Here is a 24,067-nt window from a genome sequence, read left to right as displayed (position 1 = left end):
CAGGCGAGCGAGAGGCATGACGCACACAGTCGACTTCCGACCGAAGCCGGGCGAGATACCGACCCTCCCGGGCGTGTATCGCTTCAGAGACGCCGGGGGCCGGGTGCTCTATGTGGGCAAGGCAAAGAATCTTCGCGCACGGCTGAGCAATTACTTCGCACCGCTGCCGAGCCTGCACGAGCGCACGCGACGGATGGTCACGTCGGCGTCCGGTGTCGAGTGGACCGTTGTCGGCACCGACGTCGAGGCGCTCCAGCTCGAATTCACGTGGATCAACGAGTTCGACCCGCCGTTCAACGTCAAGTTCCGCGACGACAAGTCCTACCCCTACATGGCGGTGACACTCGGCGACGAGGCACCGCGGGTGATGGTCACCCGCAATGCCAAGATTCGAAAGGCCCGCTACTTCGGCCCGTATCCGAAGATTTGGGCGATCCACGAGACGATCGACCTGATGATCAAGGCGTTCCCGATCAGGACATGCAACGACTCCACCTATAAGCGCGCAATGCAGAGCGGCAAGCCCTGCTTCGCCTCCCAGATCGGACGCTGTGGCGGGCCCTGCTCGCACCGAGTCACCTTCGCGGAGCATCGCGAGATGGTCGACCGCTTCGTCGCCTTCATGGGCAGCCACGACCGGCGGATGATCGGCGAACTCGACAAAGAAATGCGCGAGGCCGCGGCTGCGATGGAGTATGAGCGTGCTGCCAAGCTGCGCGATCAAGTTGCCGCTCTCGATGCGGTGCTCGCCAAGAGCGCGGTCGTGCTCAAGGACAACGTCGACGTCGACCTCTACGCAATCGTGCACGACGAGCTCGCTGCCTCCGTGCAGCAGTTCCGCGTGCGCGGCGGCCGCATCCGTGGCGAGCGCGGCTGGGTCGTCGACAAAGAGCTCGATATGAGCACCGCCGAACTCGTCGACACCGCCCTCCAGGCGGCTTACGAGACAGGCGACATCCCGCCCCGCGAGGTGGTGGTGCCGGAACTTCCCGAAGACACGGACGCTCTCGAGGAGTGGTTGAGCGGGATCCGTGGGGCGAATGTGCGGCTGCGGGCGGCGCAGCGCGGCGACAAGGCGGCGTTACTTGAGACGGCGACGCAAAACGCGAAGCACTCGCTCATGCTCTATAAGACCCGCCGCTCCGCTGACTTCACCGCGCGCACCCAGGCCCTGGAAGACATCCGCGATGCCCTCGGCATGAGTGAGGCGCCCCTGCGGATGGAGTGCTACGACGTGTCGCACCTCAGCGGCACGAACATTGTGGCGTCGATGGTGGTCTTCGAGGACGGTCTCGCCCGGAAGGACCAGTACCGACGATTCTCAATTGCGGAGTCGACCGACGACACCGAGTCGCTGCACCAGGTTTTGACCCGGCGGCTCGCCTACTTGCGCGAGCCCGTCGAGCCGGCACCGATCGACCCGGAGACCGGCGAGGCGAAGCGCCGCAAGTTCTCCTACCCGCCACAGCTGCTCATTGTCGACGGCGGTCAACCGCAGGTTGCGGCGGCGCAGCGAGCGCTGGACGAGTCCGGTGTGACGGACATCACCCTCTGCGGTATCGCCAAGCGGCTCGAGGAGATTTGGCTGCCCAACTCCGACTTCCCCGTGATCCTTCCGCGCAACAGCGACGCGCTGTTCCTGTTCCAGCGGATCCGTGACGAGGCGCACCGGTTCGCCATTACGCATCAGCGGCAGCGTCGCAAGCGCGACATTTCGTCGCAGCTGGCGGAGGTGCCCGGGCTCGGTGGCACCCGCGTGCGGGACCTGCTCAAGCATTTCGGCTCGGTCACGCGGCTGCGCGAAGCCAGCGAGACGGAGATCGCTGAGGTCAAGGGGATCGGCCCGGCGCTAGCCGGAGCGATCCACGCCTACCTCCACGCCGACCGGTCGAGTGTCTGAGCCACGCTCTAGGCTGGAGACCCGTCCTCCCAGGGAGGCCGGCGGGTGTCTGGTAGCCATCGTGGAGCACCGACGTCACCGACACGCCTACGCTACTAGCACCTACGCCACTGGTCGGATGCGCCGCACAGCAGAGACAAGCACGGAGAGCACATGAGCACGGAGAGCGAGCAGCAGGATGTGCTGATCGTCACGGGGATGTCCGGTGCGGGCCGGTCCACGGCCGCCAATGCGCTGGAGGATCTCGGCTGGTACGTGGTGGACAACCTGCCACCGCAGATGCTGCGGCCGCTCGTCGACCTCGCGAAGCGCGCGGGCGACACGCTGCCCAAGATCGCGGCGGTCGTCGACGTCCGCGGACGCGACTTCTTCGAGGACCTTGGCGAGATTGTCCGCGAGCTCCGCGCGGGAGTCGACCTCCGGATGGTGTTCCTCGAGGCAACGGACGCGGTGCTCGTGCGCCGCTTCGAGCAGGTGCGTCGGCCGCATCCGTTGCAGGGGCACGGCACTCTGCTCGACGGCATCACGGCGGAGCGCACGCGACTCGCGCAACTGCGCGAGTCCGCCGACATTGTGATCGATACCTCTGACCTCAACATCCACCAGCTGGCCACGAGCATCACCGACCGTTTTGCTGAAGCCGGCCGCGCCGGGCTGCAGGTGACCGTAATGAGTTTCGGCTTCAAGTACGGGCTTCCGACCGATGTCGACATGGTGGCCGATGCGCGCTTCCTCCCTAACCCGTACTGGATCCCGGAATTGCGCCCGCATACGGGCCTCGATGAAGAGGTGAGAGACTACGTGCTGGCCCAGCAGGGCGCCGAGGAGTTCATCGACTCTTACTCGCGTGCTCTGCGACCCGTGCTCGACGGCTACCAGCGCGAGAACAAGCGTCACGCGACCATCGCCGTGGGCTGCACGGGAGGTAAGCACCGCTCCGTTGCGGTCGCCGGCCGTATCGCTGCCCGGCTCGCCGAGCTGCCGGGAGTCGCTGTCAGTGTGGCGCACCGAGACCTCGGTCGAGAATGATTCCCGCGCGCTCCGCCGCGCACCCGACGTAAGGAAGACTCCGTGGCCCTCACCGCAGACGTCAAGGGCGAACTGGTCGCGATCGTCTCGCGCAAGAACACCGTCCGTGCCGCCGAATTGGCGACCATCCTCCGCTTTTCTGGAGGACTGCACATCATCTCCAATCGCCTCGCGGTCGAGGTCGAGCTGGACTCCGCTCCGCTGGCGACCCGCGTCCGCCGCGACCTCGCGGAGTTGTACGGTGTCCGAAGCGACGGCAGCATCGTCTCGGCCGGAGGCTCCCGGCGCACGACGAGTTGGCTCGTCCGCGTCGTCGACGGCGGCGAGACTCTCGCTCGCCAGACGGGCCTGCTCGACCAGCGAGGCCGTCCCGTGCGCGGTCTGCCCAACCGGCTCACGACTGGCTCGCGGGAGGAGCTTTCTGCTCTCTGGCGCGGTGCCTTCCTCGCTCAGGGATCTCTGACTGACCCTGGCCGTTCCGCCGCGCTCGAGATCGTCTGCCCCGGCAATGAGGCGGCGATGGCGATCGTCGGAGCGGCAGGGCGCCTCGGTGTGCAGGCCAAGTCGCGCGAAGTGCGCGGCGTTCACCGAGTGGTCATCCGCGACGGCGAGAGCATCAGCGCGATGCTCACTCTCATGGGAGCGACCGCAACGGTCGCGAGCTGGGAGGAGCTGCGCCAGCGCCGGGAGGTGCGGGCGACGGCAAACCGTCTCGTCAACTTCGACGACGCGAACCTCCGCCGGTCGGCGCAGGCCGCCGTCGCCGCATGCGCTCGGGTCGAGCGGGCGATGGAAATTCTCGGCAACGATATTCCCGAGCACCTCCGCTACGCCGGGCGCCTGCGCCTGGCCCACCGTGACGCGAGTCTCGATGAGTTGGGCCATCACGCTGACCCACCGATGACGAAGGATGCGGTCGCGGGTCGCATCCGCCGTCTCCTCGCCATGGCCGACAAGCGGGCGCTGGACCTTGACATCCCGGGCACCGACGCCAACCTCCCCGCCGAGCTCCGCGACCTTTAGGTCGACGAGGCATGAACGCTGAGCGTCGGCTGCGCGACCAGCGCAAGCCCTCCGAACGCGCGAGAGGTCGCTCGCTAGACTGATCGGGTCGCTCAGGACACTCCCGGCCCTCCTCCTCCGCCGCGCTGCGGACGCCGAGACGCCGGCGGGTCGCACGGGAACGACGACCACGAACAGGAGATCGCACATGGCTGACTACACGCTCGCCGAACTGCCCTACGACTACTCGGCCCTCGAGCCGAACATCAGTGGGCGGATCATGGAGCTCCACCACGACAAGCACCACGCGACGTACGTGACCGGGGCGAACACCGCCCTTGCCGCGCTGCAGGAGGCTCGCGACAGCGACGCCCTCGCGAACGTCAACAAGCTGCAGAAAGACCTGGCCTTCAACCTGGCCGGTCACGTGAACCACACCGTGTTCTGGAACAACCTCTCCCCGGATGGCGGCGACAAGCCCGTCGGCGAACTCGCCGCGGCCATCGATGACAACTTTGGGTCGTTCGACAAGTTCCGCGCTCACTTCACTGCCTCCGCCCTCGGCATTCAGGGTTCAGGCTGGTCGATCCTCGCCTGGGACTCCCTCGGTGAGAAGCTGATCATCGAGCAGCTCTACGACCACCAGGGCAACCTTGCCGCGGCGACGGTCCCAGTCCTCCTGCTCGATATGTGGGAGCACGCCTTCTACCTCGACTATGTCAATGTGAAGGCCGACTACGTCAAGGCGTTCTGGAACATCGTGAACTGGGCCGACGTCTCCGAGCGTTTCGAGAAGGCCCGCGAGAGAACTTCGGGCCTCCTGCTACTGTCGTAGCGATCTCGGCGTCCCGGGCACTACACCCGGGGCGCCTGGTCGTCGGCTTCCACCCCTCCACTGCACCGTCGAGGTGCCTTCCCTCATCAGGAGATATCTGTGTCCGTCAAGATCGGTATCAACGGCTTCGGCCGTATCGGCCGTAACTTCTTCCGCGCGGCCCTCGCCAAGGGCAGCGACCTCGAGATCGTCGCGGTCAACGACCTCACCGACAACAAGGCCCTCGCGCACCTCCTGAAGTACGACTCCATCACCGGGCGCCTCGACGCCACCGTCGAGCTCGACGGTGACCGCATTGTCGTCAACGGTAAGCCGATCATCGTCCTCGAGGAGCGCGACCCCGCCAACCTCCCCTGGGGCGAGCTGGGCGTCGATGTCGTCATCGAGTCGACCGGGCGTTTCACCAAGTCGGAGGATGCGCGCAAGCACATCACCGCCGGCGCCAAGAAGGTCATCGTCTCCGCTCCCGCCACCGGCAGCGATGTCGCGACCCTGGTTCTCGGCGTGAACGAGAACACCTACGACCCGGCGACGCATGACATCATTTCGAACGCGTCCTGCACCACGAACTGCCTCGCGCCGCTCGCCAAGGTGCTGCTTGACAACTTCGGCATCGAGCGCGGCCTGATGACCACGGTCCACGCCTACACCGCCGACCAGAACCTGCAGGACGGCCCGCACAGCGACCTGCGTCGCGCACGCGCCGCCGCGGTCAACATCATCCCGACCTCGACCGGTGCCGCCAAGGCCCTGGGCCTGGTCATCCCGGAGCTCGTCGGCAAGCTCGATGGCTATGCCCTGCGCGTCCCGGTTCCGACCGGCTCGATCACCGACCTCACGGTCGAGCTGACCACGCCCGCCACCGTTGAGGAGATCAACGCGGCGTACAAGGCGGCTTCCGAAGGCAACCTCAAGGGAATCCTCAAGTACACCGAGGACCCGATCGTCTCGAGCGACATCGTGACCGACCCGCACTCCTCGATCTTTGACTCGGGCCTCACCAAGGTCATCGGCAGCCAGGTCAAGGTCGCCTCCTGGTACGACAACGAGTGGGGCTACTCCAACCGGCTCGTCGACGTCGCCGAGTTCGTCGCCGGCAAGCTCTAAGGCTCAGCGCAGTGACGCTCCGCACCCTGGACTCACTGGGCTCCCTCGCTGGCACGCGCGTCGTCGTCCGCTGCGATCTGAACGTCCCCCTGAAGGACGGAACGATCACGGACGACGGCCGCGTGCGTGCGTCGGTGCCCACGCTCCAGCGTCTAGTTGCCGAGGGCGCCCGAGTCGTGGTCATCAGCCACCTCGGCCGTCCTGATGGCAAGCCCGAGGCGAAGTACAGCCTCGCTCCAGTCGCAGCCCGTCTCGGCGAGCTTCTCGAGGCACCCGTGTCCTTCGCCGAGGACACCGTCGGCGATTCTGCATCCAAGGCCGTCGAGGCCCTCCAGGACGGCCAGGTCGTCGTGCTCGAGAATCTGCGCTTTAGCGTCGGTGAGACGAGCAAGGACGAGGCCGAGCGCCGCGCCTTTGCCGAGAAGCTGGCCGCATTCGGTGACGCCTTCGTGTCGGACGGCTTCGGTGTGGTGCACCGCAAGCAGGCGAGCGTCTACGAACTTGCCCAGCTGCTCCCGAGCGCTGCCGGCACGCTCATCGCGGCCGAGCTTGAAGTTCTCGAGCGGCTTACCGAGAGACCCGAGCGCCCTTACACAGTGGTCCTCGGTGGCTCGAAGGTCTCGGACAAGCTCGGAGTCATCGAGCACCTGCTGCCCAGGGTCGACTCGATCCTCATCGGTGGCGGAATGCTCTTTACGTTCCTCAAGGCCCAGGGCCACGAGGTTGGCGCGAGCCTCCTCGAGGCCGACCAGGTCGACACCGTCCTCGGTTACCTCGCGAAGGCAAAGGAACTCGGGGTCGAGATCGTCCTGCCAACGGATGTCGTCGTCGCCTCGACGTTCGGCCCCGACGCCGAGCACCAGGTCGCCGCAGCCGATGCGATCGAGGGCACGCCGTTCGGTGCAAAGGGGCTTGGCCTCGACATCGGGCCGGAGACGGCAAAGCGCTTCGCCGAGATTGTCGCGGCGTCGAAGACGGTGTTCTGGAACGGGCCCATGGGGGTCTTCGAACTTGAGCCATTCGCGGCCGGCACGAAGACGGTCGCCCAGGCGCTCACCGAGGTTGACGGGCTCAGCGTCGTCGGTGGAGGAGACTCCGCCGCCGCCGTGCGCGCCCTCGGCTTCGAGGACGACCAGTTCGGCCACATCTCGACGGGAGGCGGAGCCAGCCTCGAATTCCTCGAGGGCAAGCGCCTCCCCGGACTGGAGGTCCTCGGATGGTAGACACCACCGCCCGCACCCCGCTCATCGCCGGCAACTGGAAGATGAATCTGGACCACCTCCAGGCCATCGCCTTCGTCCAGAAGCTTGCGTGGAGCCTCAATGACGCCGATCACGACTTCGACGGCGTCGAGGTCGCGGTGTTCCCGCCCTTCACCGACCTCCGGCCGGTGCAGATCCTCGTCGACTCGGACAAGCTTGCGCTCAAGTACGGTGCGCAGGACATCTCGAAGTTCGACAGCGGTGCCTACACCGGTGAGATCTCGGGCCAGTTCCTGAAGCAGCTCGACTGCGACTACGTCATCGTCGGCCACTCGGAGCGGCGTACGCTCCACGGTGAGACGGACGCGGACATCGCGGCCAAGACAGCGGCGGCGCTCAAGCACGGCGTCGCCCCGATCATCTGCGTCGGCGAGACCGCGGAGGACCTCGAGAAGCACGGCCCCTCGGCCGTGCCGGTCGCGCAGCTGAAGGAGGCCCTCACCGGCTTGCCGGCGGACGCCGACCTGGTCGTGGCGTACGAGCCGGTCTGGGCCATCGGCTCCGGCCAGGCGGCGACGCCCGAGCAGGCCCAGCAGGTCTGTAAGGCGCTGCGCGCAGTGGTCGCCGATATCCTCGGCGCCGACACCGCTGCGAAGACCCGCATCCTCTACGGCGGCTCTGTGAAGTCCGGCAACATCGCCGGCTTCATGCGCGAGCCGGATGTCGATGGCGCGCTCGTCGGAGGCGCCAGCCTCCAGGTCGACGAGTTCGCGGCGATCGCTCGATTCCGCGCACACGTCGGGGTGTAAGTTTCTGCGACGAAAGGGCGGGTCCCTCCGGGCTCGCCCTTTCGTCGTCCCCTGCCTCTCCCTGCGCGGCGGGGCACGGTCGGCTGCGCGACGTGGTTCGTTTCACGGAGCGGGTGGCGATCGGCGACGCTGAACCGCTGATCGCCGGTGTGCGTCAGGAACTGGACGGGCGGCTGGTAGGCCGACGAGCCCCCGCCCACTCCTGTGACGCATCGAGTCACCGGCGGTATCTCACCCTTGACCCCTCTCAGAAGCCCGCCCCGCGAAGCGACTGAAAGCCCGCGTCGAGGAACCCGAATCGTATACATCGCCCCGGACACGTGGCGATGGATTCCTCGGGGATTCGCAGGCGCCGTTATACTCGTCGGGGCGCGCAACGCGCCGGAACTTCGAAAGGTACCGCGTGGACATCCTCCAGGTCGTGCTCCAGGTCATCCTGGGCATCACGAGCCTCCTGCTCACCATGCTGATCCTGCTCCACAAGGGGCGCGGCGGCGGTTTGTCCGACATGTTCGGCGGCGGAGTCACCTCGAACCTCGGCGCCTCAGGTGTCGCGGAGCGCAACCTCAACCGCATCACCGTGATTCTCGGCCTCGTCTGGTTCGCCTGCATCGTGGTGCTCGGCCTCATCACCAAGTTCACTACCGGAGCATAGGGGTACTCGCAATGGCATCAGGCGGCAGTGCAATCCGCGGTTCGCGCGTCGGCGCAGGACCCATGGGTGAGCAAGACCGGGGCTTCCATGCGGAGCGGGTCGCAATTTCCTACTGGGACGCGCTCGGCAACGAGACCGTTCGACATTTCTCGGCGGCTCTCCCCGAGGACGAGATCCCCGAGGTGATCGACTCTCCGCAGTCCGGTCTTCCAGCGGGACGCGACCGGGCGAACCCGCCGCAGGTCGCCAAGGCCGAGCCGTACAAGACGCACCTCGCATATGTGAAGGAGCGGCGCACTGAGGCAGAGGCGGCTCAGCTCCTCGAGGAGGCACTGCAGCAACTGCGTGCCCGGCGAGGCACCGCGACCCCCTCGTAATTCGCACCGAGAGCGAAATGCAGGAAGGCCCGTTCCCCGAAGGGACGGGCCTTCCGGCATGTCCACGCGAGTCTCAGTAGGTCGGCGCGATGAGCGACTCCGGAACCTCTGCGGCCGCCTCCTGGTCGACGAAGAAGACAGTGCGCTTGCGCCCGAAAGCGCCCGAGGCCGGGACCTCGTTGGTATTGGCGCCCGCGAGAGCGAGTCCGAGTGCCGATGCCTTGTCAGCGCCCGCAAGCACCATCCAGACCCGGTCCGACTGATTGATCAGCGGAAGGGTCAGGGTGAGCCGCTCGGGCGGCGGTTTGGGGGAGTTCCGCACGGCGAGAACTCCCGGCGAGGTCGAGCGGATCGCAGAGCGCTCAGGGAACAGGGAGGCGATGTGGCCGTCTGGCCCCACCCCGAGGAAGGTGATGTCGAACCGCGGGTAGTCCTGGCCCTCATCCGCGTGGGCGCGCAGCTCTGCGTCGTAGGAGGCCGCCGCGGCGTCGAGGTCGAGCCCCTCGTCGGACGCCGGGTAGCGGTGCACGTTCTCGTCGGGGACGCCGAGGGCAGTGAAGAGGTCACCCGCCTGGACGTCGTTACGGTCTTCGTGGCCGCGGGGAGCCCAGCGCTCATCACCCCACCAGAAGTGCACGCGTGACCAGTCGACGTTTCGAGCCGCCGACGAGGTGGCGATTTCGTGAAGGGTCGCCGCCCCCATCGTTCCGCCGGTCAGTACGACGTTCACCGAGCCGAGGTCGTCGAGGATGTCGATTGTCTTCGTGAGGAACCTGGCGGCGACGGATCCGGCGAGTGTCTGCTTGTCGCGGTGGACCAGGACGCGGCGTTCTGTGGTCATGTGAAATCTCCTTCGGGTTCGGGGCCGATCGGCGAATCGGCGCCGTGTCGGAAGCGCTGGGCGGTTCCTCCGTCTCCGGGTGCACCGCCCCTCAGGAGGCATCTCGTACCTCAGGAGGCGCTGCGGTCCTCGGACTTCTCGGTGAGCATGTCGACCCCGCGAGAGATCACTTCACCGTACAGGTCATCCGGGTCGAGTCGGCGCAGTTCCTCTGCCAGGCAGTCCCGGAGGCTGCGGCGGGGGAGCGAGATGTCGTGCACCGGCTGATCGGGTTGGGTGAGCGTCGCGACATTGGGCACGGAACGCTCGAGCTCGATAACTCCGGAGTCACGGATCATCCGCACGCCGTGAATCCCACTCGAGCCCGTCGCGCTGATCGTCAGCTCGTGGTCGACGGGAATGTCGAGTTCGAGCTGCAGCCAGGCGGCGAGGAGGATAGTCGAGGGCGAATCGGGTGCGCCCGAGACCTCGACGGCCGTGATCGGCTCGTACGGTGGCTGATCGAGCACCGCGGCGAGCTGAGCACGCCAGAGCGTGAGCCGTGTCCAGGCGAAGTCGGTGTCGCCGGGGGTGTAGGTGGACGCGAGGTGATGGAGCGCCTCCGCCGGGTTCGATTGGGCTGACGCATCCGTAATGCGACGGGTGGCGATGCGGCCGATCGGCGAGCGGGAGGCGTTCTCGGGCGCGCTGTTGGGCCACCAGGCGACGACCGGAGCGTCGGGAAGCAGCAGCCCGGTGACCAGGCTCTCCTCATCCTCCGCGGCATCCCCGTAGGGGCGCAGAACGACGACCTCGCTCGCCCCGGCATCGCCGCCCACCCGGATTTGTGCATCCACTCGAGCGGTCGCGTCGACCGGGACCGTCGTGGTTCCATCGTCCTTCGACACGACGATGACGCGCATCGGGTGCTCCCGAGACGCGTCGTTCGCGGCCTCGATCGCCTCCTCCTCGTGGCCGCGAGAGGTCGCGATAATGAGGGTCAGCACCCGGCCGAGAGCAACGGCGCCGCCCTCCTCGCGGATCTTGACCAGGGTCTTCGAGACCTCGCTGGTCGTGGTGTCAGGCAGATCGACGATCACGGGCGCCTCCAGGTGCGGCCGTCGCGAGCCAGGAGCTCGTCGGCGGAATCGGGGCCCCAGGTTCCGGGGCGGTACTGCTCGGGCTGGCCCTGCGTGGCCCAGAACTCCTCGATCGGATCGAGGATCTTCCAGGACAGTTCGACCTCTTCGTGCCGCGGGAACAGCGGCGGCTCGCCGAGGAGAACGTCGAGGATGAGCCGCTCGTAGGCTTCGGGACTCGCCTCCGTGAAGGCGTGGCCGTAGCCGAAGTCCATGGTCACGTCGCGCACCTGCATGCCTGCGCCGGGGACCTTCGAGCCAAAGCGCATGGTCACTCCCTCGTCGGGCTGCACACGGATCACGAGCGCGTTCTGACCGAGCGATGTGGTCTGACTCTCGGCGAAGAGCTGCTTCGGCGCGCGCTTGAACACCACCGCGATCTCGGTGACCCGTCGGCCGAGCCGCTTACCGGCGCGCAGGTAAAACGGCACACCCGCCCACCGGCGTGTGCCGATGTCGAGTCGCATCGCCGCGTAGGTCTCGGTCGTCGAGATCGGGCTCATGCCGTCCTCCTCGAGGAAGCCCGGGACCTTCTCGCCACCCTGCCAGCCTCCGGCGTACTGACCGCGGGCGGTCGCCGTCGACAGGTCGGTGGGGAGGCGGACCGCGGCAAGCACCTTCTCTTTCTCGGCGCGGAGATCGGCAGCGTCGAACGAAATCGGCTCCTCCATCGCGGTGAGGGCAAGCAGCTGCAGGAGGTGGTTTTGGATGACGTCGCGCGCCGCTCCTATGCCGTCGTAGTAGCCCGCACGACCGCCGACGCCGATGTCCTCAGCCATGGTGATCTGCACGTGGTCGACGTAGTTCGAGTTCCACAGGGGCTCGTACATCATGTTGGCGAAGCGCAGCGCCAAAATATTCTGGACCGTCTCCTTGCCGAGGTAGTGGTCGATCCGAAACACAGAGTCGGGCGGAAAGACCGACTCGACGACATCGTTGAGCTCTCTCGCCGTCGTCAGGTCGCTGCCGAACGGCTTCTCGATGACGACGCGGCGCCACTGGCCGTCCTTCTGCTCGGCGAGGCCGGAATTGCGCAGCTGTTCGGTGACCTGCGGGAAGGATTTGGGCGGGATGGAGAGGTAGAACGCGAAGTTCCCGTTTGTGCCGCGCTCGCGGTCGAGATCGTCCACGGTCGTCTTGAGGCGGGCGAACGCGTCCGGGTCGTCGAACTCGCCCTGCACGAAGCGGATGCCCTGCGCGAGCTGCGCCCAGACCTCCTCGTGGAACTCGGTGCGAGCGTGCTTCTTCACAGAATCGTGCACGACCTGCTCGAAGTCTTGGTCATCCCAGTCGCGCCGGGCGAAGCCGACGAGGGCGAAGCCCGGGGGCAGGAGGCCGCGGTTAGCGAGGTCGTAGACGGCGGGCATCAGCTTCTTGCGAGAGAGGTCGCCGGTGACGCCGAAGATGACGAGTCCGCTGGGCCCGGCGATCCGGTTCAACCGGCGATCGAAGCTCAGCCTCAGCGGGTTGAACTCGGGGGAGATATCCACAGGCATGTGCAGTGTCCTTCTGTGTGCCGGGAGGACCGGCGCACTGCTCTCGGTGAGGGAGGGGGAGGAGGGGACCCGCCGAAATGCGGCCGAGACTGCATCCGGGAGACGATGCGGGCCATCACCGCGTGCCCTCCGCAACCCGTCGGGGCCGACGGGGAGCGGAGAGCCGACGGGGTCAGGTGTTGAGCGCCTCGAAGAGCATCTCGAGGTCGGCGTCGGGGTCAGTCAGCGTCAGAGTGAGAACTGGGCGACCGTGCTCGGCAAGGACGCTCGCGTCACCCGCGGCCTGCGCGAGGATCAGCTGGCCGAACGTGAACGGGCTCTCCGGGATCTCGAGATCGACGTCGGCGCGCTCGGTGATCTGGAGGAACACGCCGGTCGGCTCCCCGCCCTTGTGGTACTGACCGGTCGAGTGCAGAAAGCGCGGTCCCCAGCCAAAGGTGACGGGTCGCTGAGCTTGTGCAGCAAGCAGATCGCGGACGCCCTCGAGCTGGGGGAGTGCGAGGCGGTCGACATAGGCCTGGATCGAGACGTAACCGCCGTCGCCCAGCTGGGCGAGGAGGCGATCGACGGCTGCGGCGACGGTCGAGACGCCCTCGGTGACGCTACTGCTGCCGGTGACCTCGATGCCCGCGTCGGTGAACGCGGGGGCCACCGGCTCCGGGCGCTTCTCGAGCAGGGCCCTGGTCGCGACCTTGGCCGACTCGACGTCGGGCTGGTCGAACGGGTTGATGCCGAGCAGGCGTCCTGCGACAGCGACCGCATACTCCCAGGTCAGCATCTGCGCGCCGAGCGAGCCCGAGAGCAGGATCTCGCCCTCGTGGCGGTCGCGGGGGAAGAGGTGCAGCGCCGTCGCGTCCTCGACGAGACGGACGACCTGCACGTCGGGCAGGTCCTCGGAGAGCTCGGGCGCGAGGGTGCCGAGGACGACGGGGAGGATGCCCGTGCCGTCCTTGCCAGTGGACTCGGCGATGAGCTGCTCCGCCCAGTCCGCGAAGCCGACGATGTCGGTCCCGTCGGCGACGATCGCGAGCTTGTCGCGGCGCGGGCTGGTCGCGGCGATCGCCGCTCCGAGGATCAGGCCCGGGTTCTCGGGGCTGTCGACGGCGAGCCCGAGCGAGGCCTCTGTGGCTTCGTCGAGCAGGGCCTCGATGTCGGCGCCGGCCAACCCGGAGGGCACCAGTCCGAACGCGGAGAGTGCCGAGAAGCGCCCACCGATGTTCGGGTCGGCATTGAACACGCGGTACCCCGCCTCGCGGGAGGAGGAGTCCAGCGGCGAGCCCGGGTCGGTCACGATGACGATGCGCTCCAGAGGGTCGATGCCCGCGTCGGCGAACGCCTTCTCGTACGCCTTCTTCTGGCTCGCGGTCTCCACGGTCGAGCCCGACTTGGACGAGATCACGACGACGGTCGAAGCGAGGCGGTCTTCCAGGGCGGCGAGAACCTGCCCGGGAGCCGTGGAGTCGAGGACGGTGAGCTCGACGCCCGCGGTCCGGGTGATGACCTCGGGGGCGAGTGACGAGCCACCCATCCCACCCAGTACGACGTGGTCGACGCCCTGGGCGTGTAGTTTCTCGCGCAGCGCAAGGATCTCGGGCACTAGTGGTCGCGAGACCGTGGTCGACTCGGTCCATCCCAGGCGCTTCGCCGCCTCCTCCTCGGCAGCGGCGCCCCAGAGGGTAGGCACCTGCGCGGTGATACCGGAAGCGACCTCGTCGGCGACGAGTTCAGGGACGATGCGGTCGACAGCCTTCTCGGCGTCTCCGCTGACATGGATCTGGATCGACATGATCAGGCCTGCTCCTTCGCGCCTTCGAGCGCCGCAGTCACGGTGTCCAGCAGCTCGTTCCAGGACACGACGAACTTCTCGACGCCTTCCTTCTCGAGGAGTTCGGTGACGTCGGCATAGGAGACGCCCTGCGCGGCGACCGCGTCGAGGACCGCGTTCGCGTCGGCGTAGGAGCCGGTGACGGTGTCGCCGGTGATCTCACCGTGGTCGAAGGTCGCCTCGAGGGTCTTCTCGGGCATCGTGTTGACGACCCCCGCCGCGACCAGCTCGGTCACGTAAAGGGTGTCGGGGAGATCCGCCGACTTGACGCCGGTCGAGGCCCAGAGCGGACGCTGACGGTTGGCGCCGGCCTCCTGCAGCAGCAGTGCGCGCTCGGTAGCGAACGCTTCGACGAACACCTCGTAGGCGAGCTGTGCATTGGCCACGCCCGCCTTGCTCTTCAGCGCACGGGCCTCATCGGTGCCGACCGCGTCGAGCTGCTTGTCGATCTCGGTGTCGACGCGCGAGACAAAGAACGAGGCGACGGAGTGGATAGTCGACAGGTCGATTCCCGCTTCCTTCGCCTTCTCAAGGCCGGCCAGGTACGCGTTGATGACGGCGCGGTAGCGGGCGAGCGAGAAGATCAGGGTGACGTTGACCGAGATACCGGAGCCGATGACCTCGGTGATGGCTTCGAGCCCCTCGACGGTCGCGGGGATCTTGATCATCGCATTGGGGCGGTCGACCTTGGTCCAGAGGGCCCTGGCCTGCTCGATGGTGCCGTGCGCGTCGTGCGCGAGTCCGGGTTCGACCTCGATCGAGACACGGCCGTCGTAGCCGCTGGTCGCGTCGTAGATCGGGCGGAAGATGTCGGATGCGGCCGCGACGTCGTCGGTCGTGATCTCGAAGACGGCGTCGGTGACCGACGTGTTGGCAGCGGCCAGCTGGCGAACCTGCTCGTCATACGACTCGCCGTTGGTGAGCGCTGCCGCGAAGATCGTCGGGTTAGTGGTGACTCCGACGACGTTCTTTTCGTCGATGAGCTTGCGCAGCCCTCCGGAGGAGATGCGGGAGCGCGAGAGGTCGTCGAGCCAGATGCTCACGCCGGCGGCGGAGAGGTTTGCGGTGGGTGTGTTCTCAGTCATGTCTTTTCTTCTTCTGCGTAGGTAGTGCGTGGCGGGGAGGGGAGCCGGCGTCCCGACGGCGAGGGCCGCGTCCGTGACGGACGCGGCCCTCGAGGTCAGGAGGCTGCGAGCGACTCCCGAGCGGCGGAGAGTGCCGCCTCGGTGGTGATCCCGAACTCGCGGAACAGGGTCTTGTAGTCGGCCGACGCGCCGAAGTGCTCGATCGAGACCGAGCGCCCGGCGTCGCCGACGTACCTGTCCCAGCCGAGGCTCAGGCCGGCCTCAATGGAGACACGGGCCTTCACGGAGGAGGGCAGCACCTTCTCGCGGTACTCGGCGTCTTGCTCCTGGAACCACTCGAGCGAGGGCGCCGAGACGACGCGGGCGTTGATGCCCTCGCCCTTCAAGGCCTCACGCGCCTCGACGGCGATCTGGACCTCCGAGCCGGTCGCAATGAAGATCACATCCGGGGTGCCATTCGGCGCCTCGGCCAGGATGTAGGCGCCGCGCGCAACGTTGGCGGCGGAGGCGAACGTCTCGCCCTCGGCGTCCCCCTCGCCGCGCTCGAACACGGGGATGTTCTGACGGGTGAGCGCCAGACCGGCCGGGCCCTCGCGGCGTTCGAGAATCGTTTTCCAGGCGTAGGCCACTTCGTTGGCGTCTCCGGGCCGGACAACGTCCAGGCCCGGAATCGCGCGGAGGGTCGAGAGCTGCTCGATCGGCTGGTGTGTCGGGCCATCTTCGCCGAGCGCCACCGAATCGTGTGTCCAGACGTAGATCGTCGGCGCCTTCATCAGCGCGGCAAGACGGACCGCCGGGCGCATATAGTCCGAGAAGATCAGGAACGTACCGCCGAACGGACGGGTGTTGCCGTGCAGGACGATGCCGTTCAGGATCGCGCCCATGGCGTGCTCGCGGATGCCGAAGTGCAGCACCCGGCCGCCCTTCGTGCCGGTCCACTCGTGTGTCGAGAACTCCGACGGGACGAAGGAACCCGCTCCCTCGATCGTCGTGTTGTTCGACTCCGCGAGGTCGGCCGAGCCGCCCCACAGCTCGGGTACGACGCCGGCGAGTGCATTGATGACCTTGCCGGAGGCGGCGCGGGTCGACACCTCCTTGCCGGGTTCGAAGACGGGAAGCGCCTCCTGGATGCCCTCGGGCAGCTCGCCCGAGAGCACGCGGTCGAGCAACTCCTTTTTGTCTGGGTTCGCCGACGCCCACGCGTCGAACTGCTCGTTCCACTCGGCGTGCTGTGCCTGGCCGCGTTCGACGGCCTTGCGCGTGTGCTCGAGGACCTCGTCTGCCACCTCGAAGGTTTTCTCGGGGTCGAAGCCGAGCACTTCCTTGAGGCCGCGGAGCTCGTCGGCGCCGAGGGCCGAGCCGTGGATCTTGCCGGTGTTCTGCTTCTTCGGCGACGGCCAGCCGATGATCGTGCGCAGGATGATGAGCGACGGCTTGTCGGTCTCGCCCTTCGCGGCCTCGATCGCGGTGTGCAGCTCCGCCGCGTCTTCGTGGTACTCGCCGGTCTTCTTCCAGTCGACGACCTGGACGTGCCAGTCGTAGGCCTCGTAGCGCGCCTTGACGTTCTCGGTGAAGGCGATGTTCGTATCGTCCTCGATCGAGATCTGGTTCGAATCGTAGAGAACGACCAGGTTGCCGAGCTTCTGGTGGCCCGCGAGCGACGATGCCTCGCTGGTCACGCCCTCCTGAAGGTCGCCGTCACCGGCGATGACGTAGACGAAGTGGTCGAACGGTGAGGCGCCGGCGGCAGCCTCCGGGTCGAACAGGTCGCGCTCGAATCGAGCCGCGTAGGCGAAGCCCACGGCCGAAGCGAGCCCCTGACCGAGCGGTCCGGTGGTGATCTCGACGCCGTCCGTGTGGCCGTACTCGGGGTGTCCGGGAGTCTTTGAGCCCCAGGTGCGCAGCGCCTTGAGGTCGTCGAGTTCAAGACCGTAGCCGCCCAGGTAGAACTGGACGTACTGGGTGAGCGACGAGTGGCCGACCGAGAGGATGAAGCGGTCGCGCCCGATCCAGGTCGCGTCCGAAGGATCACGGCGCATGACCTTCTGGAAAAGAAGGTATGCGGCCGGCGCGAGACTCATGGCCGTTCCGGGGTGGCCGTTCCCGACCTTCTCCACCGCATCCGCGGCGAGAACCCTCGCCGTGTCGACTGCCTTCTTATCAATGGATTCCCATTGCAGTTCTGACACTTGGTACTGACCCTTCTCGAGACGTGGGGCGTACGGGGACCGTCCGCCCTCTCGCATGGTGGAGCACGCCGCATCACGACTTCGACACGATGCTCCGGCAACGACCCTCTCGGCCTCGTGCCGATGATCATCGGGCGGACTCGGGCACGTGCCGGGTGCTCTGGCGAGCGATGTCGAGTATACGGAGAGGGGTACCCCACCGACCGGGGGTTGCGTGGTCGCATATGTCGGCTCCGGTTTGGACAAGCGTGCACGCCGGGCCCTCGCACCAGCGTGCGCATTACACTCATTCGGGATCGTGGATGTTAGAGGAGCAATGGACGTAGCCGTAGAGACCACCGCCGTCGAACGAGGCGGGTCGTCGCGGACGGCGCTCTCGCGCAAGGTGAAGGCCTTCGTTGCCCTGACGAAGCCCCGGGTGATCGAGCTGCTCCTCGTCGTGACCGCTCCGACGATGATCCTGGCGCAGGGCGGTATCCCGGACCTGCTGCTCGTCGTCAACGTCCTGATCGGAGGCGCGTTGAGCGCGGGTTCCGCGGGAGCGTTCAACTGCTACTTCGACCGCGACATCGACCGGATCATGAACCGGACGAAGAACCGTCCACTCGTGACCGGAGAGATCTCGGACCGCTCGGCTCTCGTCTTCGCCAGCGCTATCGGCGTCCTCTCGATCCTGTGGCTCGGCCTGACCGCGAACTGGCTGTCGGCAGGTCTTTCTCTTGCGGCGATCCTGATCTATGTCGTCTTCTACACTCTCTTTCTCAAGCGCCGCACTCCGCAGAACATCGTGTGGGGCGGCATCGCTGGCTGCATGCCGGTCCTGATCGGCTGGGCAGCGGTCACCAATTCGCTCGACTGGGCGCCGGTCATCCTTTTCTCGGTGATCTTCCTCTGGACTCCGCCGCACTACTGGCCCCTCTCGATGAAATATCGCGACGACTATCAGGCGGCCGGCGTGCCCATGCTGGCCGTCGTTCGAGGGCGCACCATCGTCGGACTCCAGGTCATCCTCTATGCGTGGGCCACCGTCGCCTGCTCGCTCCTGCTGATCCCGGTCGCCGAGATGGGCGTCGTGTACACGGTCGTCGCGCTGGCTAGCGGAGTGTGGTTCGTCGCCGAGACCCACCGGCTCTACGGCCTCGCGATTCGTCACGAACACGTCTCGCCGATGCGCGTGTTCCACGGCTCGATCGGGTACCTCACGTTGCTATTTCTCGCCGTCGGCATCGACCCGCTGCTGCCCTTCTGATGGTGACGCCCTTCTCGCTCCTGGCCGAGCGCGTCACCCTCGGGCCGCGCGCCCTGCGGTGGGGTACGACCGCGGCGCTCGTAGCGAGCATCCTCATCATCTTCTTTGGCGGAGTCGTGCGGCTGACCGGCTCGGGCCTCGGTTGCCCGACCTGGCCCGCGTGCGACGCGGGATCGCTCACCTCGACGCCCGAACTCGGGATTCACGGATTCATCGAGTTCACCAATCGAGCCTTCACCGGCGTCCTCGTCGTCGCCGTCGGCTGGGCGATCACCGCGGCCCGTTTGCAGAAGCCGCGCGACCGCACCATGACGCGCCTCGCCTGGTCGCAGTTCTGGCTTGTCGTGGCGAACGCCCTCGCGGGCGGCGCGACTGTGCATTCCGGACTCAATCCGTACATCGTGGCCGGCCATTTCGTTCTCGCCATCGCGCTCCTCACGACCACGGCGCTCACCTGGCACCGGGCGCACCGTTCGCAGTCGACCGCGTTCGAGCCGGACGGGGCGACGAGGGCGACGAGCATCGTTCTGGTCGCGGTGACCCTGCTGGTGATCCTCATCGGGACGCTCGTCACCGGAACGGGGCCGCACGCGGGCGACTCCGCCGAGGTGCCGAGAATGCAGTTCCGCTGGGAGAGCGTGACCGTGATCCACGGCGTCCTCGGCTCAGCCCTGGTGGTCCTCGGTGTGGTCCTGCTGGCGCTGCTGACCCGCGTCGAGCAGTCCGGGCTCGCCCGCCGGCGGGTTGTGACGTACCTCGTCGTGCTGCTGCTGCAGGCGCTCGTCGGCGTCGCGCAGTCGCTGACGGCACTTCCGGAGTCACTGGTCGCCGTGCACCTGCTGGGTTCTGCTCTCGTCTGGGTCGGAGCCGTCCGCGTGCTGCTCGATGTCAACCCGGGGCTCTTCACCGTTCGTGCTCAACGGCGAGAGGCAGCCCGGGAGCTGCAGCCCGTCCGCTGATCGGTCGCCGCGGCGTTCGGAGGAGCGCAGATGCCGGCGCAGCCGCAGTAGTGCACGGGGAAGTGCTCGAGCGGGGAGTTCGTGGTGCAGCGCCGTAGCGAGCGGGCCGAAGCAGCGTGCGGACTGCGGGGCCAGGCCGAGCATGAGCAGCGCGGTCAGGAGGCGGAGGGGGAGTGGAGTTCGGTCATCGTTCGTCATGATCAGACCCCATCACGGACCACTGACACTCGTATGGCCACGCTTGTCTGGTGGTGTGCAGGTCACATCTGCGGCGACACCCAGCTGAAGAGGTTCCGTTGGGAGCTGCGGGAACGTAGAATGAGAAGCTGATTCAGATCCAGCGCGTGCTGATTCAGATCCAGCGCGCGATGTGGTCGTCCGCGCAGAGGGTGCGGGGATCGACTCCGATGGCCCGACGAAGCGCCGCAGCACACCTCCGGAATCCCAGGGACACTCATCACCCCCTCCGCGCATCAGAGCGATCGCGCGACCGGCCGGAGAGCACCCGCGGGTCACGCCGGGGGAATGACTCCGGGACCCGACCGGTTAGCAGTGGGTAGGAAACGAGGTACACATGTCAGACATCCTGATCGACCGCCCCGAGCTCGCGAGCCTGGGCGTTTACGAGTTCGGCTGGTCCGACTCAGACTCCGCCGGGGCCTCCGCACGTCGCGGAATCTCGCCCGAGGTCGTCTCCGACATCTCCGCACTCAAAAACGAGCCCGCCTGGATGCGAGACCGTCGCATGAAGGCCCTCACGCTGTTCGAGCGTAAGCCGATGCCGACCTGGGGGGCCGACCTCTCGGACATTGACTTTGACAACATCAAGTACTTCGTCCGCTCTACCGAGAAGCAGGCGCAGACGTGGGACGACCTCCCCGACGACATCAAAAATACGTACGAGAAGCTCGGTATCCCCGAGGCGGAGCGCCAGCGACTCGTCGGCGGCGTTGCAGCCCAGTATGAGTCCGAGGTCGTCTACCACCAGATCCGCGAGGACCTGGAGGAGCAAGGTGTCATCTTTATGGACACCGACACGGCGCTGCGCGAGCACCCCGAGATCTTCGAGGAGTACTTCGGCACCGTCATCCCCGCGGGTGACAACAAGTTCGCGGCGCTGAACACCGCGGTCTGGTCCGGCGGCTCGTTCGTCTATGTCCCCAAGGGCGTCCGCGTCGACATCCCGCTCCAGGCGTACTTCCGCATCAACACCGAGAACATGGGCCAGTTTGAGCGGACCCTGATCATTGCCGACGAGGACAGCTACGTCCACTACATCGAGGGTTGCACGGCGCCGATCTACAAGTCGGACTCGCTGCACTCGGCCGTCGTTGAAATCATCGTGAAGAAGAACGCACGAGTCCGCTACACGACGATTCAAAACTGGTCGAACAACGTCTACAACCTCGTGACCAAGCGCGCAATCGCTCACGAGGGCGCGACGATGGAGTGGATTGACGGCAACATCGGTTCGAAGGTCACGATGAAGTACCCGTCGATCTTCCTGGTCGGAGAGCACGCTAAGGGCGAGACCCTTTCGGTCGCGTTTGCCGGCCCCGGCCAGCACCAGGACGCCGGCGCAAAGATGGTGCATATGGCGCCGTACACGCAGTCGTCGATCGTCTCGAAGTCGATTGCGCGCGGAGGCGGCCGGGCTGGATACCGCGGCGAAGTTCGGGTGGACGCAAATGCGCATCACTCGGCCAACACTGTGCGCTGTGACGCGCTTTTGGTCGATACCATTTCGCGATCCGATACCTATCCGGCAATCGACATCCGCGTCGACGACGTGCAGCTCGGGCACGAGGCAACCGTCTCGAAGGTCAGCGAGGAGCAGCTCTTCTACCTGATGTCGCGCGGTATGCCGGAAGATGAGGCCATGGCCATGATCGTCCGCGGTTTCATTGAGCCGATTGCGCGCGAGCTGCCGATGGAATACGCCCTCGAGCTGAACAAGCTCATCGAGATGGGGATGGAGGGCAGCGTCGGTTGACGCGCGCCTCCGTCCTCGAAGGGGCGTCCGGACCGGGCGTCCCGCACCCATCGAAAGGAATCACCGCCTGATGACGGTCCCCACGAGCGCCGCGATGACCCCCGAGATCGACGGCGCGGCCGCCGCCAAGCGTTTAGGTATCAGCGCCCACTCCGACGGGGCGTTTACGCCCGTGCAGACGCGTTCCGAGCGTTTCGCGTCGACTGACGTCGATGCGTTTGAGGCGGTCACCGGTCGCGAGATCGCCTGGAAATTGACGCCGGTCGCGCGGCTGCGCGACTTGATCGACGGCCCCCTCGACGGCTCGCCGACTCCGGTGGAGTACACCCCCGTCGATGGCGTCGACGTTTCCTGGGTTGGTCGCGAGGACGAGCGGATCGGCACCGCCGGCCTGCCCGAAGACCGCGCGGCAGCGAACGCCTGGTCGAGCTTTGAGCAGGCACTCGCCCTTCGCGTCACGGGTGCGGACGAGAAGGTGGTGACTCTGGTTCGCTCCGATCTCGGTTCCGCTCCTCGCGCGGCGCACACGATCATCGAGGCAGCGCCCTACGCACGCGCCGTGGTCGTGCTCCACAACGAGGGCGAAGCCTCGCTCGCTGAAAACGTCGAGATTCTCGTCGGCGAGGGTGCTCAGCTCACCGTCGTTACCGTCCAGGAGTGGGCGGACGAGGCCCGCCATCTGGCGAATCATTTTATCCGCGTAGGGCGTGACGCGAAGATGAAGCACATCGTGGTCACCCTCGGCGGCTCCATCGTGCGCGTGAACCCTTCCGCTCACCTTGTTGAGCGAGGCGCCGATGGTGAACTCTTCGGCCTGTACTTCGCCGATGGCGGCCAGCATCTGGAGCAGCAGGTCTACGTCGACCACGACGCTCCTGACACCCGGAGCCGCGTCACCTACAAGGGCGCACTGCAGGGCGAGGGTGCACGCACCGTCTGGATTGGCGACGTGCTGATCAGAAACAGCGCGACCGGCACTGACAGCTACGAGCAAAACCGCAACCTGGTTCTCTCCGACGGCACGCGAGCAGACTCCATCCCGAACCTCGAGATCGAAACCGGTGACATCGCCGGGGCGGGGCACGCCTCGGCGACCGGCCGCTTTGACGACGAACAACTCTTTTACTTGCAGTCGCGCGGTATACGCGAAGATGAGGCGCGCCGACTCGTCGTCCGCGGCTTCCTCAGTGAAATCGTGCAGCAGATCAAGATTGCCGAGCTGGAGGACCGCCTACAGCTCGCGATCGAGGCCGAGCTCGCCGGTAGCGCCGGCCAGACCGGAGCCGCGCGGGGGCTCCCCGCATGAGCAACGCCGCGATGATCTGCTCGGTGTCCGAGCTGATCCCCAACCAGGCCATGCGGGTCGAAGTTGACGGAGTCGCGATCGCGGTCGTACAAGACTCCGCGGGCGAAATCCACGCGATTGGCGACACGTGTACGCACGGAGAGATCTCTCTGTCCGAGGGGTTTGTCGAGGGCGAGAGTCTCGAATGCTGGGCGCATGGCTCGCAGTTCTCCCTCCGCACCGGGGCACCCCTGAACCTGCCGGCCTACGAGCCGGTCCCCGTCTTCGTCGTCGAGATCATCGACGGCGACGTCTACATTGACCCGACCGTCACGAAGGAAGTCTGAATGTCCGTTCTCCAGATCAGCGATCTCCACGTCAGCGTCGAGACCGAGCAGGGGACCAAGCAGATCCTGCGCGGCGTCGACCTCACTATCAACAAGGGTGAGATCCACGCGATCATGGGCCCCAACGGGTCCGGCAAGTCCACTCTTGCCTATACGATTGCTGGCCACCCTAAATATCACGTCGATGGCGGCTCGATCACGCTTGATGGCGTCGAGGTGCTCGATATGACTGTCGATGAGCGGGCTCGAGCCGGCCTCTTCCTCGCGATGCAGTACCCGGTTGAGATCCCCGGAGTGACCAACACGAACTTCCTCCGCACGGCCAAGACCGCGATCGACGGAGAGGCGCCCGCCATCCGCCACTGGACCAAGGACGTCAAGACCGCGATGGCGAACCTCCGAATGGACTCTTCCTTCGCGGCGCGTAATGTCAACGAGGGCTTCTCGGGTGGTGAGAAGAAGCGCAACGAGATCCTCCAGCTGGAGCTGCTGGCGCCACAGTTCGCCGTGTTGGACGAGACCGATTCAGGACTCGACGTCGACGCGCTCAAGATTGTCTCCGAGGGCGTCAATCGAGCTCACCAGAGCACCGGACTGGGTGTGCTACTGATCACGCACTACACACGAATCTTGCGCTACATCCAGCCCGACTTCGTGCATGTCTTCGTCGCGGGCCGAGTGGCAGAGCAGGGTGGCAAAGAACTCGCGACTCGACTTGAGGACGAGGGCTATGACCGCTTCCTCACCTCGGCGGCGGTGTAATC

21 protein-coding genes are annotated in these 24,067 nt (G+C 66.5%); 15 read left to right on the top strand and 6 right to left on the bottom strand.

Annotation, left to right across the window (positions count from 1 at the left end):
• Positions 1-16: 16 nt before the first annotated feature.
• The 9 genes from uvrC to B0H03_RS04055 all read left to right on the top strand — a co-directional run bounded on the left by uvrC (position 17) and on the right by B0H03_RS04055 (position 8,916).
• Positions 17-1,900 carry an excinuclease ABC subunit UvrC gene (gene uvrC / locus B0H03_RS04095; protein WP_104264886.1) on the top strand — a complete coding sequence of 628 codons (1,884 nt, stop codon included), beginning with the start codon at positions 17-19 and terminating at the stop codon, positions 1,898-1,900.
• Between the two features lie 153 nt (positions 1,901-2,053).
• Positions 2,054-2,929, top strand: a complete 876-nt coding sequence (rapZ, locus tag B0H03_RS04090) for an RNase adapter RapZ (RefSeq protein ID WP_104264885.1) — start codon at positions 2,054-2,056, stop codon at positions 2,927-2,929.
• Positions 2,930-2,971: 42 nt separating this feature from the next.
• On the top strand, positions 2,972-3,952 hold the full coding sequence (whiA, locus tag B0H03_RS04085) for a DNA-binding protein WhiA (protein ID WP_104264884.1): 981 nt from the start codon (positions 2,972-2,974) through the stop codon (positions 3,950-3,952).
• Between the two features lie 187 nt (positions 3,953-4,139).
• Entirely contained in the window at positions 4,140-4,766 is a 627-nt protein-coding gene (locus B0H03_RS04080; protein WP_104264883.1) for a superoxide dismutase, read from the top strand.
• 99 nt (positions 4,767-4,865) lie between these two features.
• Positions 4,866-5,873, top strand: coding sequence for a type I glyceraldehyde-3-phosphate dehydrogenase (gene gap, locus B0H03_RS04075; protein WP_104264882.1), 1,008 nt, complete (start codon positions 4,866-4,868; stop codon positions 5,871-5,873).
• A gap of 11 nt (positions 5,874-5,884) precedes the next feature.
• A complete protein-coding gene (locus B0H03_RS04070; protein WP_104264881.1) occupies positions 5,885-7,096 on the top strand; it encodes a phosphoglycerate kinase in 1,212 nt (403 codons plus the stop codon).
• Positions 7,090-7,884 (top strand): triose-phosphate isomerase, encoded by a 795-nt coding sequence (gene tpiA / locus B0H03_RS04065; protein ID WP_104264880.1) that lies wholly within the window; start codon positions 7,090-7,092, stop codon positions 7,882-7,884. The genes B0H03_RS04070 and tpiA overlap by 7 nt, the downstream gene beginning before the upstream one ends.
• Before the next feature lie 403 nt (positions 7,885-8,287).
• Complete coding sequence (gene secG, locus B0H03_RS04060; protein WP_104264879.1) at positions 8,288-8,539, top strand: preprotein translocase subunit SecG; 252 nt, start codon at positions 8,288-8,290, stop codon at positions 8,537-8,539.
• An 11-nt stretch (positions 8,540-8,550) separates the two neighbouring features.
• Positions 8,551-8,916, top strand: a complete 366-nt coding sequence (locus B0H03_RS04055; RefSeq protein WP_104264878.1) for an RNA polymerase-binding protein RbpA — start codon at positions 8,551-8,553, stop codon at positions 8,914-8,916.
• Between the two features lie 73 nt (positions 8,917-8,989).
• Here B0H03_RS04055 and pgl read toward each other — a convergent pair whose 3' ends face one another.
• The 6 genes from pgl to tkt form a co-directional block, all read right to left on the bottom strand.
• Complete coding sequence (gene pgl, locus B0H03_RS04050) at positions 8,990-9,757, bottom strand: 6-phosphogluconolactonase (protein WP_104264877.1); 768 nt, start codon at positions 9,755-9,757, stop codon at positions 8,990-8,992.
• Between the two features lie 110 nt (positions 9,758-9,867).
• The gene (locus B0H03_RS04045; RefSeq protein ID WP_104264876.1) at positions 9,868-10,836 is read right to left on the bottom strand and encodes a glucose-6-phosphate dehydrogenase assembly protein OpcA; all 969 of its coding nucleotides are present in this window, start codon (positions 10,834-10,836) and stop codon (positions 9,868-9,870) included.
• Positions 10,833-12,371: a glucose-6-phosphate dehydrogenase gene (zwf, locus tag B0H03_RS04040; RefSeq protein WP_104264875.1), complete on the bottom strand. Its 1,539-nt coding sequence runs from the start codon at positions 12,369-12,371 to the stop codon at positions 10,833-10,835. Before zwf ends, B0H03_RS04045 begins: the two co-directional genes overlap by 4 nt.
• A 172-nt stretch (positions 12,372-12,543) precedes the next feature.
• The gene (locus B0H03_RS04035; protein WP_104264874.1) at positions 12,544-14,157 is read right to left on the bottom strand and encodes a glucose-6-phosphate isomerase; all 1,614 of its coding nucleotides are present in this window, start codon (positions 14,155-14,157) and stop codon (positions 12,544-12,546) included.
• Between the two features lie 2 nt (positions 14,158-14,159).
• Positions 14,160-15,281: a transaldolase gene (gene tal / locus B0H03_RS04030; protein ID WP_104264873.1), complete on the bottom strand. Its 1,122-nt coding sequence runs from the start codon at positions 15,279-15,281 to the stop codon at positions 14,160-14,162.
• Positions 15,282-15,376: 95 nt separating this feature from the next.
• Positions 15,377-17,470 carry a transketolase gene (gene tkt, locus B0H03_RS04025; protein ID WP_104264872.1) on the bottom strand — a complete coding sequence of 698 codons (2,094 nt, stop codon included), beginning with the start codon at positions 17,468-17,470 and terminating at the stop codon, positions 15,377-15,379.
• A gap of 316 nt (positions 17,471-17,786) precedes the next feature.
• Between tkt and B0H03_RS04020 the strand changes: the two genes are divergently transcribed.
• From B0H03_RS04020 to sufC, 6 genes are all read left to right on the top strand, one after another.
• Complete coding sequence (locus B0H03_RS04020; protein ID WP_104264871.1) at positions 17,787-18,719, top strand: heme o synthase; 933 nt, start codon at positions 17,787-17,789, stop codon at positions 18,717-18,719.
• Positions 18,719-19,678: a COX15/CtaA family protein gene (locus B0H03_RS04015; protein ID WP_104264870.1), complete on the top strand. Its 960-nt coding sequence runs from the start codon at positions 18,719-18,721 to the stop codon at positions 19,676-19,678. The genes B0H03_RS04020 and B0H03_RS04015 overlap by 1 nt, the downstream gene beginning before the upstream one ends.
• A gap of 574 nt (positions 19,679-20,252) precedes the next feature.
• The gene (gene sufB, locus B0H03_RS04010; RefSeq protein WP_104264869.1) at positions 20,253-21,671 is read left to right on the top strand and encodes a Fe-S cluster assembly protein SufB; all 1,419 of its coding nucleotides are present in this window, start codon (positions 20,253-20,255) and stop codon (positions 21,669-21,671) included.
• Positions 21,672-21,741: 70 nt separating this feature from the next.
• Positions 21,742-22,977: a Fe-S cluster assembly protein SufD gene (sufD, locus tag B0H03_RS04005; RefSeq protein WP_104264868.1), complete on the top strand. Its 1,236-nt coding sequence runs from the start codon at positions 21,742-21,744 to the stop codon at positions 22,975-22,977.
• Positions 22,974-23,303, top strand: a complete 330-nt coding sequence (locus B0H03_RS04000) for a non-heme iron oxygenase ferredoxin subunit (protein ID WP_181075020.1) — start codon at positions 22,974-22,976, stop codon at positions 23,301-23,303. The genes sufD and B0H03_RS04000 overlap by 4 nt, the downstream gene beginning before the upstream one ends.
• Entirely contained in the window at positions 23,304-24,065 is a 762-nt protein-coding gene (sufC, locus tag B0H03_RS03995; RefSeq protein ID WP_104264867.1) for a Fe-S cluster assembly ATPase SufC, read from the top strand.
• The last annotated feature ends 2 nt before the right edge of the window (positions 24,066-24,067 follow it).

The sequence above is a fragment of the Rathayibacter iranicus NCPPB 2253 = VKM Ac-1602 genome, from assembly GCF_003149025.1.
GTDB classification, from domain to species: Bacteria; Actinomycetota; Actinomycetes; order Actinomycetales; family Microbacteriaceae; genus Rathayibacter; species Rathayibacter iranicus.
This window is presented reverse-complemented; position numbering and strand designations above follow the sequence as displayed.

Excerpts from the sequence above, each read along its gene's own strand:
- uvrC (WP_104264886.1), top strand. The coding sequence starts at position 17 with ATGACGCACACAGTCGACTTCCGACCGAAGCCGGGCGAGATACCGACC.
- B0H03_RS04020 (WP_104264871.1), top strand. The coding sequence starts at position 17,787 with ATGGACGTAGCCGTAGAGACCACCGCCGTCGAACGAGGCGGGTCGTCG.
- B0H03_RS04035 (WP_104264874.1), bottom strand. The coding sequence starts at position 14,157 with ATGTCGATCCAGATCCATGTCAGCGGAGACGCCGAGAAGGCTGTCGAC.
- sufD (WP_104264868.1), top strand. The coding sequence starts at position 21,742 with ATGACGGTCCCCACGAGCGCCGCGATGACCCCCGAGATCGACGGCGCG.
- sufB (WP_104264869.1), top strand. The coding sequence starts at position 20,253 with ATGTCAGACATCCTGATCGACCGCCCCGAGCTCGCGAGCCTGGGCGTT.
- B0H03_RS04080 (WP_104264883.1), top strand. The coding sequence starts at position 4,140 with ATGGCTGACTACACGCTCGCCGAACTGCCCTACGACTACTCGGCCCTC.
- B0H03_RS04055 (WP_104264878.1), top strand. The coding sequence starts at position 8,551 with ATGGCATCAGGCGGCAGTGCAATCCGCGGTTCGCGCGTCGGCGCAGGA.
- zwf (WP_104264875.1), bottom strand. The coding sequence starts at position 12,371 with ATGCCTGTGGATATCTCCCCCGAGTTCAACCCGCTGAGGCTGAGCTTC.
- sufC (WP_104264867.1), top strand. The coding sequence starts at position 23,304 with ATGTCCGTTCTCCAGATCAGCGATCTCCACGTCAGCGTCGAGACCGAG.
- B0H03_RS04015 (WP_104264870.1), top strand. The coding sequence starts at position 18,719 with ATGGTGACGCCCTTCTCGCTCCTGGCCGAGCGCGTCACCCTCGGGCCG.
- B0H03_RS04000 (WP_181075020.1), top strand. The coding sequence starts at position 22,974 with ATGAGCAACGCCGCGATGATCTGCTCGGTGTCCGAGCTGATCCCCAAC.
- pgl (WP_104264877.1), bottom strand. The coding sequence starts at position 9,757 with ATGACCACAGAACGCCGCGTCCTGGTCCACCGCGACAAGCAGACACTC.
- tpiA (WP_104264880.1), top strand. The coding sequence starts at position 7,090 with ATGGTAGACACCACCGCCCGCACCCCGCTCATCGCCGGCAACTGGAAG.
- rapZ (WP_104264885.1), top strand. The coding sequence starts at position 2,054 with ATGAGCACGGAGAGCGAGCAGCAGGATGTGCTGATCGTCACGGGGATG.
- tal (WP_104264873.1), bottom strand. The coding sequence starts at position 15,281 with ATGACTGAGAACACACCCACCGCAAACCTCTCCGCCGCCGGCGTGAGC.